Here is a 12,744-nt window from a genome sequence, read left to right as displayed (position 1 = left end):
GGCGTTTACTTGGTTTGGATCGGAATGATAGTCAGCTTATCTGTGTGTAGATGCGCCTTATTCAGCTCAACAGCGCCGATAAACCGTATGGTTGCCCCTACTTTGGCCTGTTGCTTCAGTAGCGGCACCGTACCGGCACGAACCTTTTCATTCAGCGCTTTTGCCACGTTATTAAGGTCGCCGGTATTCTCAAATTCCGTAATTAGAATCAGCCCCGATGCATCGCGTACGGCATTGCTGTAAATGTATTCGGTAGCCAGCCGGACGGTTTGACCACCGGTCAGGATCAGCGCGATGTCATCAGGTCCGACCTCACTGACTTTCCCCGCTCCTTTGACGAGAAAAAAACCAATGTTGCCGATTCCCAGTGCATGGGCATGCGCCTTAAATGTCTTTTCGGGATCAGCGTTTACGTCGTTCAGCAACGAAGTCAGGTCAACGGCTTTTTCCGGTAAGGCCGGTATTAGTTTTTCCTTCCAGAAATTATCAGCATACTGCCCGGCATCAAATGCGGATGAAGCGCCTTTTTTAACTTCGTCCAGTTTTTTGATATAGACCGAATTATACCCAACCAGGGCAATCGCGGCAACCGCGAGCAGGTATCGCACAGACTTATTCATCTTCGTTGGCCGGGGTTAGATAATCCTTACTATTTCGTTGCGTAATCAGTTCTACGGCCACGGGAACACGCTGCGCAAAATCCCGTTTGCCTTTCAGGTAGGCATCGCCATACTGCGCGGCGGTTTTGGCCATGGTTTGCGGGGACTGCAAACCGGTCGCACTGATTTTCCCGTCACCAATGGATTTCACCACATCGTCGGCTCCGTCAAACCCGAATACCCTGACCGATTCAGCTTTACCGGCAGCGACCAGCGCCTGGTATGCCCCAAGGGCCATGGCATCATTGCCACAGAAAACAGCATCAATGTCGGGCTGGGCCTGTAAGATAGACTCCATGACATCCATAGCCTTGTTGCGGTCAAAATCAGCACTTTGCTGCGCAACCATTTTCAGACCCGGATAGCGGTCGACCACACTGTGAAAGCCTTTTGACCGGTTCCAGGTATTGTTATCCCCCACCAGCCCGAGAATTTCGACATACTTCCCGCTCCGGTTCAGGGTCTTCACAAAATATTCGCCGATGGCGACACAACCGGAGTAGTTATCGGATAAAATCTGCGACGTAGCCGCGTCTGAAGCATTTACTTCACGGTCCATGCAGAATACCGGCACCCCGGCTTCCTTAGCTTTCCGGACATTCACCACAGAGCCGTCAGAATCGGTCGGGTTCAGGAGAATGGCATCGAAACCCGATACAAGTACGTTATCAAAGTGGTCAGCTTCCAGGGAACTGTTATTCTGTGAGTCGAAGATTTTGGCTTCGTAACCCAGTGCTTTGGCCTCTGCCGCAGCCGTTTCGGCAAGCACCACAAACCACGGATTATTGAGTGTTGACACAATAACCGCCATCTTTTTCGGCTTACCGGACGTACGCTCCTGCTGCTGACAGGCGCTTAGCAGCAGGACAAAAAATAACCCGAAAAATGCTATTTGTTTTTGAGCAAAAAAAAGGGGCATAGGCGTCTGTATTCAGGAATATGGATCAGGGTAAAACGGTCAGAATCACCCGTTGGTACCGGGTCAGGGCCGGCACACCGTTGTCGGTGACCGCCAGAATAAAATGGATCGTTTCCGGCTTTTCTACTTTCGGTGCAACAAACGCAGCGTCCTGTTGCAGCCTGTTCTGAACGACCGGAACACGACTTCCCAGGTAAGACCCGGCTTCCAGGTAGACAATCCACTCATAGCCAAGCTGGTTGCCATCCGGATCCGTTGATCCTTTTGCACTCAGGGTAACGCGTTCACCGCTTTTGGCCGTCAATGCGGCTGCATGCCCCAAACTAACAACGGGTGGATGGTTAGCTTCTTTATACGGCTTCACACACCAGTCCATACGGCCTGCGAAATCGTTCTGGTATGCCTGCCGCCAGCGCCAGATGGTGGCTTTATTGCTATTATGCCAGGCCCCGTCAACACCCAACACTTCGTCCTCGGCATCGGTCCAGACTGGCCGGGTTTCCGGTTCCAGAAACCACTTCCGCGTCCGTGGGGTGTAAAACTCATACCGACCGCCCCAGCTCCCGAAATCGGGATGTTCGGGCTCGCTCAGCCCGTTGTTGATCAGGTAAAGGAATGTCGGTGTATCCCCTTCCATGATAAAATCCGTGTGCGGGTGTTCGGCGCCAAGCGGGCCGTGGTTCTGCCGGACATTTGCATCCAGCCAGGCATTTGATACAATGATCGAATCGGCCCCGTCGAACCCGCGCGTAAACCGGTCACCACTGATCCCCCGCCAGGTTGAATAGTGGTACGCCCCTTTGTAGTGAACTCCGGGACTCACAATAAAAAATAAGGACGGAAAGGTTTTGCGGATCCATGGGCCGGTATCGTCCTGATCCGAAATGGTGTAGACACGGATTTTGGCAACAAACCGGTCAACTGCCTCAGGCGAGCGGGTCTGGCGCACCTTCCACAGGGCTTGTGCGAGGCAGTTAGCCCCACCCCAGACGGTTATCCAAACCGGTCGGTTGTCTGCCTTGTCTACAGTAGCAATGATATGTTCCGACCCTTCTGAATCGTTGCCTTCGCCAACGGCCGCCATTCCATAACGTGGTACCGCTGATTTAATAAGTGACAATAACTGCTCCGTTGGCGGATAGCCTTCTTCGTGGAGCAGTAGATTCGGCCGGACTTTTCCGTATGCTTCCACAATACGGCGGATACGCCCGGGCGCAATTCGGGTACGCTGATGCACCGATGTGGTAGCGATCAGCCCTTCTACGTCCCAATGGCTGCAATAGGTCAGAAACCGCACCAGCGACTGCGCATCGTCCGGCTCGTTTTCAATATCCGTCAATACCAACACCCGCAGCTTCTGTGCGGGCGTTTGGGCATATATGCCGGGCAGTAAGGCAAAACAGAGAATGGCACACCAAACCAGGTTCCGGACGTTCATATGGATTCAGGATTAGCTAGGGTTTTAACGCAATAGTGTCAGGGCTTCGGCGGCAATGCCGGTTTCAGACAGCCCGTAATGGGCCAGAATCTCTACCTGCGAGCCAGTCACGGTATATTCATCCGGAATACCCATGATTTTAAACCGGTTCGTGTAGCCGTTTTGAATCAGGAACGAGGCGCAGGCTTCACCCAGCCCACCGAAAATACTATGCTCCTCCACGGTAATAATCGGTACGCCTTTGCCGGCAAGCTCCGCCAGCAGGGCATAGTCCAGTGGCTTAATGGTGTGCATACTCACCACCGTTGCCTGAATACCATGCCGGTCTTCGAGGCTGCGGGCAGCCTGCAAAGCAGGATAAACCGTTTCGCCGGTTCCGATCAGAATCAGGTCAGCACCTTCCTTCACAATCCGCCCCTTTCCCAGTGTAAACGACTGATCGTCTGACAACAATGGCATTGCTTTTTTCCCGAACCGCAGATAAACCGGCGTTTCAGAGGCCGCAGCCTGACGAATAGCCTGCTCTGTTTCAAAATTATCCGCAGGGGCAACAATCGTCAGGTTATGCACAGCCCGCAACGCCGCAAAGTCGTGGAGGCTGTGGTGCGTGGATCCCAGGGCGCCATAACTCACACCGGCACTAATGCCGATCAGCCGCACCGGATTGTTGGAATAGCAGACATCGGTTTTGATCTGCTCGAACGAACGGGCAGTCAGAAAACAGGCGGGAGAGACGGCGAAAACATTCTTGCCTGCTGACGCCAGCCCCGCCGCGACACCAACCAGATTCTGCTCGGCAATACCAATCTCGATGTGTTGTTTCGGAAATGTCTGCCCGAACGGGACCAGCTTGCCTGATCCCCGCGAATCGCTGGTCACCACCAGCAGATTAGGGTCTGTTCCGGCAAGTTGCTGCAGGGTTGCCGAAAAAACATCCAGGTTTGCCTGAGCCGTTGAATTCGGAGCAACAGTGGTTATTTCTCCCATGAAATAGGCCTTAAGGATACATTAATTCTAGTTTGGCAATAAAATCGGCGAACATCAGGCCCGTGTCCAGCAGGGTATATACCCGAATGGGCCGGCCGGCATGATTGTAGGCATAGGTCCCTGCGGTATTGATGCGCGGTGCCTGCCGGACCACGTACTGACTCGACGACGGATCGGCTTCAAAGGAGGATTGCAGTGCCGTTAATAGTACCAGCGGACTGTCGCCCAGCACATACGTTTCCCCGATGTTCAGAAAGCGCTGAATACGTCCCATCAGTATTTCCAGTGTGGTAGACAGATGAGCCCCGATTTTACCGTGAGGTTTCACTTTCGTCAGCAGCTGGGCGTACGAAAACAGGCATTGCCGGTACATATTGCGGGGGACCTGCCAGAGCCGCACCGTCGATTTATTGAAAATCACCCGTGCCGCTGCGCGGTCAATGTTCAGGTTATACTCAACCTCGGAATAGTTCGGCGGTGGCGGTGCCAGCTCCGTATATTCGGGTCCGCCGATCCAGATCAGCGTCAGTTTATCCGCGATGTTCGGGTTGGTCAGCAGTGCCGAAGCGATTTCGGTCAGACCGGCTCCGCAGACAACGTACAATGGCTGTTTGGTATCAGTACGCAAAGCCTCCTGAATGATAAAATTTACGGCCTCGCTTTTGACCGGCGTGCTGTCATCCGGCATTGCCACGTTTGAGCCGGTCAGCACAGGAATGCTTTTGGTAATGTTCATTATCTGAAACACTTCCCTTACTTTTTTGACTGCATTTTCCGCCTGCGTCGCCGACGGGTCGAAACCGTCTTTAACGCTCAGGTGCGAACCGATGACAGCCCGGATTTCTACCGAAGGCGACATCAGGTGATGCGCCAGCTGAAACAGCCCGTCGGGATCACCGCTGAAGTCATTATCAATAATAACCCGCATCCGTGGCTGGACGCTACTCAGTCCGGCCGGCTGGCTATTGGCGCTGAAGGTGATGATCAGGCAACACAATGCAGCCATCCAACAACCGGTTGTCAACCATGTTTGCATAGCGTTCAGTGAGGTATTACGGATGGGACAATTCAGTAAGGGCCTGTGCATATTGCTCAGGATTGGGAACGCCGTGGTGCCACTTCAGTACATTCTCCATGAAGCTGACACCTTTGCCTTTTACGGTATTGGCAATAATCAGGCTTGGTTTGCCAGGCTCAAACGGCATGGCGTCAAATGCCTCCTGCAACGCTGCCAGATCATGCCCGTCTACCTGCCGCACAGACCAGCCAAACGCCTCAAATTTTTTGTCGAGCGGGTCAGTGCTGCATACATCCGCGGTCGGGCCGGTAATCTGCAATGTGTTTTTATCAATGATTGCGCACAGGTTATCGAGCTTATAGTGAGACGCCAGCAGTGCCGCTTCCCAGTTGGAGCCTTCAGGCAGCTCGCCGTCGCCAAGCAGGGTAAACACCCGGTATGACAGGTTGTCAAGTTTAGCGGCAATCGCGGTTCCGACGCTCAGCGGAAGGCCATGCCCCAGCGAACCTGTATTCTGCTCCACCCCCTTGATTTTCCGCGTCGGGTGACCGATATAGTGCGACTGGTACTGACATAACGTTTCCAGATCAGATTCGGGGAAGAAGCCCTGATCGGCCAGGACCACATACAAGGCTTCTACGGTATGCCCTTTACTCTGAATGTAGCGGTCGCGTTCCGGTGAGCCGAAGGTCCCGGGGCTCACGTTCAGCACGTTGTTATACAGCACATTCAGAATATCGATACATGACAAACTCCCGCCCGTATGACCGGCGTTGGCCTGTACAATGTATCGAAGAATTTTACGGCGGTATTCCACCGATTTGCGGATCAGTGCTTCCGTTGAATACCGTTTAGAGGCACCTGCCACCGGTGTCGTGGCCGCAGGTACTGTGTCCGGAGTCGTCATGCATTAGTGCTGGTATACATCCCAGCCCATATAGTTTTCAAAGGCTTCACGCAGGATACCGGCCGTTTTGGAGGCATTCATGACCACATGGTGTTCAAATCCGTTCCGGCAGACATACTGCATCAGTCCCTGCAGGTTATCAATCTGTGCCACCGCACGGTTGCCAAACGTATTCAGCGGATCGTCGGTCAATACGCCTTCGCCGATATAGGCTTTCATAATGCCCTTCGGGTCGTCGGTACTAATCCGGCCAAATGTCAGCGGGTTGGCAGGTGTCCGGCCGGCCAGTGCTCCATAAGTATTTTCAACGCCAACCGATGTACCGAGAATCGGCGCCGTACTGATCTCAATATCAGGCAAAAATGATTTTGCCCAGTTACCGCAATGGAACAATACACATTTGTTTTCGTCGTCGGCGTAATTGTTGTTCCAGTCAACCAGTGCACTCGGCGAGCCCGATGCCAGTTGCATGGCGTACATACTCAGCGTACCCGTCACATCAACTTCGCAGGCGCTCGGCAACATGTTCTCACTCATGATACTCATGTTCGTGCAGACATTACAGCCATAGTTCTGCTGAATGGATGTCCAGCATTGAATGGCCGTTGCATCCAGCGCATACTCCGCCATAAAGTCGGCCAGAACGACATCAAGTTTAGCAATCTGTACCAGCTTATCGTTCGGCGTTTTACCACTCGGGGCGTAGGCATTAATGGCCTCCAGCCGTGTTTTAACTGCCTGATCGGCGTAAGTAAGCTTGTTTGCTTTACCCAGAATCTCCGATAAATCGACGGTTACGACCGAAATGCCGTTGCGTTGCAGAATCTTTTCACTGTACCGAACCGTATTAAACGCGCCGGGGCGGGCACCAACTGCACCAATCCGGACATTACGAAGGCCTTTTACCACGCGGCAAACCCCAAGGAAGTCCGAGAGGTCGGCGGCAAAGCCGGGGTCAGACGGGTGTACGACGTGTTTGCTTGTCAGGGTATACTTAATCCCGAACTGATACAGATTATTACAGACTGAAATTTTACCACACCACGCATCGCGGCGACGGGCAACATCCATGCGGTTCAGGTCATCCGGATACGCCTGAATAAGCACCGGTACATCCAGACGGGCCAGTTTCAGGGTCTCAGCAATGCCTTTTTCATCTCCGAAATTGGGTAACACGACCAACACTCCCATGATCTCATCGGCGTGCTTCCGGAAGAGTTCCGCACATTTCTGCGCTTCGGCAAAGGTTTCAACCCCGCCTAATTTTGTTACTGACTCATCCAGCATGACCGGCTTAACCCCTGCCTTTTCAAATGCCTGCAAAAGATCAGTACGGCATTCACCCACTAATGTATCAGGAAAGAAATCTCTGTTTCCAATGATGACCCCGAGCGTTACGGGCCCTTTAGCGTTAATATGCATAGTGTATTTAGGATGTCCGGTCAGGTTAAGGACCTCAGCAAAGATAAACGAACAAAAGCAATAAAAACAAATAGAAAATAAACATAAATCTGAATACCCTCTTTCTGGTATAAAGCGGTGACCATCGTGTATTATTCAGCTAAACAATCCGTAAACCCTGCTAACCGGATAACTATTGTTTCGTATATCCACTTTTTAACAATTATCAATTCTTTCGTTTTTCTATGATTGTAAATGCATATACATGCTCCTGTTGGGTATCCGGAAACAAAATGCTAACATCCTACAGTTGACCGCCAGGATTGCAGAAATCGTCAAGGTATATTGCTACTAATTTTGGGTTTTATACCATCAGTCAACCAGTTGCGGTCTATCGTATTGTATGATTTCAGTATGCTGACTGATTAACACACATGAACCCGGCGTATTCTGATCACTGAATAAGGGTCAGACCTGACATAAACAGATCATATGGAGCGTATTACGGCTACGTACCTAATCGAAACCCCATACAGTCCGGACGCAGCAGCGGCCGTTCTGGCAGGTGAGCAGTCCTCCGGCACCTTCGTGGCTGTTCCCGGTGAAACGGATGAATTAAAACAGCGCTTTGCCGCCCGTGTGGAGCAGGTGACTCCGCTGGGAACCTCGACAGAACCGTCCATTCCAGGGGCCGTCAGCGCGTCAGGTACCTACCAGCAGGCACTGGTCAGCGTTTCCTGGTCAATTGAAAATTTCGGCTATAACTTACCGGTGCTGATTTCAACCCTACAGGGAAATCTCTATGAGCTACGACAGTTTACCGGTTTAAAACTGCTCGATATTGAACTGCCGGATTCCTTTTCAGCACATTATCAAGGCCCGGCCTTCGGCATCGAAGGTTGCCGGACGCTGACGAATGTATATGGTCGCCCACTGATCGGGACCATCATTAAGCCCAGTGTCGGACTTACGCCGGAACATACCGCCGGCCTAGTGAAAACGCTGGCTGAAGCTGGTATCGACTTTGTAAAAGACGACGAATTGATGGGCAGTACCGCCAATTCTCCCTTCGCCGCACGGGTAGATGCGCTCATGGACGTCATCAACCGCCATGCCGACAAAACCGGCAAAAAAGTGATGTATGCCTTCAACATCAGCGGCGAACTGGATGAAATGCAGCGCAACTACGAAAAAGTAGTACAAAGCGGTGGTACCTGCGCCATGATCAGCCTGAACAGCGTAGGTATTTCTGCGATGAAAAAAATCGCCGATAACCGGGCACTGGCCATCCACGGTCACCGGAACGGCTGGGGCATGCTTACCCGTCATCCGCTGCTGGGCATTGCTTTTCCGGCCTATCAGAAGCTGTGGCGGCTGGCCGGGGTTGATCAGATCCACGTCAACGGCATTCAGAATAAGTTCTGGGAATCAGACGATAGCGTAGTACAATCCATCGAAGCCTGTCTGACCCCTATGTTTGGCGGCTACTCAGTACTTCCGGTGGTGTCGTCCGGCCAATGGGGCGGTCAGGCCCCCGAAACCTACCGGCGCACCCAAACCGTGGACCTGCTGTATATGGCAGGGGGCGGGATTCTGGCGCATCCGTGGGGACCGGCAGCCGGGGTTATGGCCCTGCAACAGGCATGGCAGGCAGCGGTAGATGGCTTATCTGTGGAAGAAGCGGCCAAAGCGTATCCGGAATTCGGACAGTCGGTGGCGAAATTTGGCAAAAAATAACCCGAATACCACATGTATCTTGCCTATTTCGGAGATGATTTTACGGGCTCTACCGACGCGCTTGAGTTTTTAAGCCGCGCAGGCTTACGCACGGTCTTATTCATTGATACCCCTTCCACCGAACAGCTGGCAGCCTACCCGGGTCTTGACGCTATCGGTGTGGCCGGTCTGACTCGCTCGATGGCCCCCGAACCAATGGAGGCGATCCTGAACCAGGCATTTTCGACCTTAAAACAACTGGATGTCAGGCATGTGCATTACAAAGTCTGCTCCACATTTGACTCGTCTCCCCAAACCGGCAGCATTGGCAAGGCCATTGAAACGGGCTTACAGGTCTTTGACCAACCCTTTGTTCCGGTGCTGGTTGCGGCTCCGTCTCTCGGCCGATACAGTATTTTCGGTAATCTGTTTGCCCGTATGGGCATTGGTAGTCAGGGTGCTATTTACCGCCTGGACCGCCACCCTTCGATGCGTAAACACCCCGTAACGCCGGCGGACGAAAGCGATCTCCGCCTGCATCTTGCCAGGCAAACACCGCTGGAAAGCGGCTTACTGGACATTCTCCAAATCACCGGTGATCAGAAAACAATCCGACAGGTCGTGAACCGGCAGGTCGCTGACGGCAAACGGATTATCTTTGTCGACGCCCTCGAAGAAGCCCATTTGCGACCAATCGGCGAATGGCTGGATACGGGTATTGCCTCAACGAACCCGATCTTTTCCGTCGGATCATCAGGCATCGACATGGCGCTTGGGGCATACTGGAATCAAACCGGTGCTGTTTCTCCTAAAACAGACTGGCCGGGCATTGGACCCGCCGAACCATTGCTGGTCATTTCGGGTAGTTGCTCGCCTGTAGCCACCCGGCAGGTACAAGTTGCACTCCAAAATGGTTTCGCGGAGGTTATACTGCCGGTAGATCAGTTAACATCAGGCAACGACGATACACAACTCCGGGAAGCGCTGATCAGGACAGCCTTACCCATCCTGCTCCGGCAGCAATCGGTAGTTATTCATTCGGCCGGCGGTACTTTTGATCGTGGTTCGACCATTCCGGCCGACCGTCTGGGTACGCTCCTGGGCGGTATTGCCCGTGATCTGGTCAGTGCTGCCTCCTTAAAACGGGTTGTCGTCGCCGGGGGCGATACGTCGAGCTATGCGGCGCGGGCCATGGGCATTGAGGCAGTAGACATGCTGGCCCCGCTTGTGCCCGGCGCTCCCCTCTGCAAAGCCATTGCACCGGCCTCACCGCTTGACGGGCTTGAGGTCAATTTTAAGGGGGGACAAGTCGGGGACGAACACTACTTTTGCCTGCTCCGCGAGGGGAAGTGACCGAATGCCTGTGCCATTCATCCAACCTAGCTAGCGGGTAGATGCTTATTGACTTTTCAATTTAATAAACCCTGAATCGAACGGAATATGTCTGCTAAAACACTTGGTCTTATTCATACATCGGCAACGCTTGTGCCTGTCTTTCAACAGCTTTGCAACGAGTACCTGCCAGGCGTCCAAACCTTCAATATCGTTGACGACAGCCTGATTAAGCACGTCATTAAAACCGGCAAACTTACACCTGAAACGGCCCGGCGGGTTGTTGATTATGTGGGTTCGGCGGAAGCAGCCGGTGCTGATTTTATTCTGGTAACCTGTTCCTCTATCGGGGCCGCCGTGGAAGCCGCCGCCGCGCTCACCAGCGTACCGGTACTGCGCGTTGATCAGCCCATGGCCGATAAAGCCGTACAGACCGGCACACGCATTGGCGTCATTGCTACCTTGCCAACCACCCTTGGCCCCACCAGTGACCTCGTCCGCCGCCGAGCACTGGCCGCCGGGAAGGCGATTGAGCTGACGTCGGTGCTGTGCGAAGGCGCCTTTGAAGCCCTGATGAGCGGTGACGCGGCAACCCATGACCAGAAAGTTGCCGGAGCGCTCAAGGAACTCAGCCAGCAGGTTGATGTCATCCTGCTAGCCCAGGCTTCCATGGCGCGCGTAGTGGAAACGCTTGATGAAGCCGACAAACAAACGCCGATCCTGGCCAGTCCGCCAATTGCCGTTCAGGCCCTTGCTGCCTTATTGAACTAATCAAATGCGCATCCCCTAGTAGACTGACCATGAACAAGCTATCTTTATTTATTGCAGCTCTCGCCGGTATCGTCACAATTGTTATGTTGCTGTTACAGCAGCCTGTCTACTGGCAACCGGCAGGACTTCTTGCGCTGGTCAGTTTCACGGTCGGGATGCGCACTATACCGGCTTTAGCCACGTACCAGTATACCGCCTGGATTATAGTTGCTGTGGCTGCGGCCATGCTCTATCCGCAGGCATTCACGAATTGGGGCGGGTTCGATCTGCGTAACAAGTGGCTCATACTGATCATTATCCAGCTGGTCATGTTTGGCATGGGAATTCAGATGAGTATCCACGATTTTGCAGGGCTCCGGTCTTCGGGCAAAGGCGTGTTGATCGGACTGTTCTGTCATTTCACGGTAATGCCGCTGATGGGTCTGCTGCTGACCAAACTCTTCCGGTTTGAGCCCGAAATCGCGGCAGGTGTCATCCTGATCGGGTCCTGTTCCAGCGGCCTTGCCTCAAATGTCATGGTTTATCTGGCCAAAGCCAATCTGGTACTCTCGGTAGTTGTAACCGCCATGGCTACCCTCGCGGCTCCGTTTCTGACGCCGTTGCTGCTGAAACTGCTGGCAGGCACCTTGATCAATATCAGCTTTGTAAACATGATGATGGAGATTATCAAGATCGTCATCGTACCCATCTTTGCCGCCCTTCTTCATGACTACCTCAAACAAGCAACTCCACGCGGTAAACGTGTGGTAACCCTCGCGGCATTCGTGGCGGCGGGGTGGCTTGTTTTTTTAGCCACCGGTGGCTGGCAGCTGATCGGGGAAATTATGCAGCAACCCCAAAGCCTCCAGGCTGCTGAGATTTTCAGTTTTCTGGTGGGTGCTGTACTCGTTGGCGTTGTTTATCACCAGCTTACTCTGCGCTTTACAAAACTTGATAGCCTGATGCCCCTGATTTCCATGTTCGGAATCATCTATTTCACCACCGTTACGACCGCAGCCGGCCGGGAAAACCTAATGCGTGTTGGCTTTCTGCTGTTCATTTGCTCGGTGATTCACAACGGGGCCGGATACTTTTTCGGCTACTGGCTCAGCCGGCTTTTCGGGCTGGACAAAGACGCTGCCCGTACCGTTGCCTTTGAAGTCGGGCTGCAAAACGGAGGCATGGCCTCCGGGCTGGCCGGCAGTATGGGCAAGCTTGGCACCGTTGGCTTACCGGCCGCCGTTTTCAGCCCCTGGATGAATATTTCCGGCTCACTGCTGGCAAATTACTGGCGCCGCCGCCCGACCGCTCCATCGGAAACTACGCCCGGAACAGTCAACGCCGTAACCGGCATTGACGCCTGACATCCGTTGGTGCCTGGCTCATTAATTGGCTGAATCCTGCTACAACAAAGTGGTACCGTATGTTTTTCCCACCCTATGCATTGACATTCTGGCATGATAATATTGTATAATTTTTAGAGAACATGATGTAGGGTACTGACATGGGTTCTGCCTAAGTTTGTATAAACTTTTCTTACTTAGATATACTGTTTCTGGATCAGTGATTAATCCGGCTTGCCCGGGCTTTTCGGTTTTCCGGTCAATATCAATCAGG

At 53.0% G+C, this 12,744-nt stretch carries 11 protein-coding genes; 4 read left to right on the top strand and 7 right to left on the bottom strand.

All coding sequences use genetic code 11. The annotated features are described in order from the left end of the window. Positions 1 to 5: 5 nt before the first annotated feature. Genes AC23NW_RS16215 through AC23NW_RS16185 form a run of 7 tightly spaced genes read right to left on the bottom strand, consistent with a single transcriptional unit; the run spans position 6 to position 7,350 of the window. Positions 6 to 620 (bottom strand): DUF2291 domain-containing protein, encoded by a 615-nt coding sequence (locus tag AC23NW_RS16215; protein WP_487450682.1) that lies wholly within the window; start codon positions 618 to 620, stop codon positions 6 to 8. Beyond that, a complete protein-coding gene (locus AC23NW_RS16210; protein WP_487450681.1) occupies positions 613 to 1,578 on the bottom strand; it encodes a substrate-binding domain-containing protein in 966 nt (321 codons plus the stop codon). The genes AC23NW_RS16215 and AC23NW_RS16210 overlap by 8 nt, the downstream gene beginning before the upstream one ends. A 25-nt stretch (positions 1,579 to 1,603) precedes the next feature. Next, positions 1,604 to 3,016, bottom strand: a complete 1,413-nt coding sequence (locus tag AC23NW_RS16205; protein ID WP_487450680.1) for a DUF1593 domain-containing protein — start codon at positions 3,014 to 3,016, stop codon at positions 1,604 to 1,606. A 24-nt stretch (positions 3,017 to 3,040) separates the two neighbouring features. Further along, positions 3,041 to 4,003 carry a transketolase family protein gene (locus tag AC23NW_RS16200; protein WP_487450679.1) on the bottom strand — a complete coding sequence of 321 codons (963 nt, stop codon included), beginning with the start codon at positions 4,001 to 4,003 and terminating at the stop codon, positions 3,041 to 3,043. 10 nt (positions 4,004 to 4,013) lie between these two features. Beyond that, the gene (locus AC23NW_RS16195; protein WP_487450678.1) at positions 4,014 to 5,039 is read right to left on the bottom strand and encodes a nucleoside hydrolase; all 1,026 of its coding nucleotides are present in this window, start codon (positions 5,037 to 5,039) and stop codon (positions 4,014 to 4,016) included. Positions 5,040 to 5,055: 16 nt separating this feature from the next. Further along, positions 5,056 to 5,928 carry a transketolase gene (locus AC23NW_RS16190; protein ID WP_487450677.1) on the bottom strand — a complete coding sequence of 291 codons (873 nt, stop codon included), beginning with the start codon at positions 5,926 to 5,928 and terminating at the stop codon, positions 5,056 to 5,058. Positions 5,929 to 5,931: 3 nt separating this feature from the next. Further along, the gene (locus AC23NW_RS16185) at positions 5,932 to 7,350 is read right to left on the bottom strand and encodes an L-fucose/L-arabinose isomerase family protein (protein WP_487450676.1); all 1,419 of its coding nucleotides are present in this window, start codon (positions 7,348 to 7,350) and stop codon (positions 5,932 to 5,934) included. A 471-nt stretch (positions 7,351 to 7,821) separates the two neighbouring features. On the opposite strand from AC23NW_RS16185, the gene AC23NW_RS16180 reads away from it, so the two are divergent. The 4 genes from AC23NW_RS16180 (at position 7,822) to AC23NW_RS16165 (ending at position 12,491) form a co-directional block, all read left to right on the top strand. Further along, complete coding sequence (locus AC23NW_RS16180; protein WP_487450675.1) at positions 7,822 to 9,066, top strand: ribulose-bisphosphate carboxylase large subunit family protein; 1,245 nt, start codon at positions 7,822 to 7,824, stop codon at positions 9,064 to 9,066. A 12-nt stretch (positions 9,067 to 9,078) separates the two neighbouring features. Further along, positions 9,079 to 10,398 (top strand): four-carbon acid sugar kinase family protein, encoded by a 1,320-nt coding sequence (locus tag AC23NW_RS16175; protein ID WP_487450674.1) that lies wholly within the window; start codon positions 9,079 to 9,081, stop codon positions 10,396 to 10,398. Positions 10,399 to 10,485: 87 nt separating this feature from the next. Then, a complete protein-coding gene (locus AC23NW_RS16170; protein ID WP_487450673.1) occupies positions 10,486 to 11,148 on the top strand; it encodes an aspartate/glutamate racemase family protein in 663 nt (220 codons plus the stop codon). 29 nt (positions 11,149 to 11,177) lie between these two features. Continuing rightward, complete coding sequence (locus tag AC23NW_RS16165) at positions 11,178 to 12,491, top strand: bile acid:sodium symporter family protein (protein WP_487450672.1); 1,314 nt, start codon at positions 11,178 to 11,180, stop codon at positions 12,489 to 12,491. Positions 12,492 to 12,744 lie beyond the last annotated feature (253 nt).

Source organism: Arsenicibacter sp. R0_47, assembly GCF_057652235.1.
Note: the sequence above shows the minus strand (reverse complement) of the source record. Positions and strands in the feature narration are given on the sequence as shown.

What these genes read in the sequence shown, in the direction of transcription:
- AC23NW_RS16195 (WP_487450678.1), bottom strand. Translation starts at nt 5,039, where the DNA reads ATGCAAACATGGTTGACAACCGGTTGTTGGATGGCTGCATTGTGTTGC.
- AC23NW_RS16170 (WP_487450673.1), top strand. Translation starts at nt 10,486, where the DNA reads ATGTCTGCTAAAACACTTGGTCTTATTCATACATCGGCAACGCTTGTG.
- AC23NW_RS16200 (WP_487450679.1), bottom strand. Translation starts at nt 4,003, where the DNA reads ATGGGAGAAATAACCACTGTTGCTCCGAATTCAACGGCTCAGGCAAAC.
- AC23NW_RS16210 (WP_487450681.1), bottom strand. Translation starts at nt 1,578, where the DNA reads ATGCCCCTTTTTTTTGCTCAAAAACAAATAGCATTTTTCGGGTTATTT.
- AC23NW_RS16205 (WP_487450680.1), bottom strand. Translation starts at nt 3,016, where the DNA reads ATGAACGTCCGGAACCTGGTTTGGTGTGCCATTCTCTGTTTTGCCTTA.
- AC23NW_RS16215 (WP_487450682.1), bottom strand. Translation starts at nt 620, where the DNA reads ATGAATAAGTCTGTGCGATACCTGCTCGCGGTTGCCGCGATTGCCCTG.
- AC23NW_RS16185 (WP_487450676.1), bottom strand. Translation starts at nt 7,350, where the DNA reads ATGCATATTAACGCTAAAGGGCCCGTAACGCTCGGGGTCATCATTGGA.
- AC23NW_RS16165 (WP_487450672.1), top strand. Translation starts at nt 11,178, where the DNA reads ATGAACAAGCTATCTTTATTTATTGCAGCTCTCGCCGGTATCGTCACA.
- AC23NW_RS16180 (WP_487450675.1), top strand. Translation starts at nt 7,822, where the DNA reads ATGGAGCGTATTACGGCTACGTACCTAATCGAAACCCCATACAGTCCG.
- AC23NW_RS16190 (WP_487450677.1), bottom strand. Translation starts at nt 5,928, where the DNA reads ATGACGACTCCGGACACAGTACCTGCGGCCACGACACCGGTGGCAGGT.
- AC23NW_RS16175 (WP_487450674.1), top strand. Translation starts at nt 9,079, where the DNA reads ATGTATCTTGCCTATTTCGGAGATGATTTTACGGGCTCTACCGACGCG.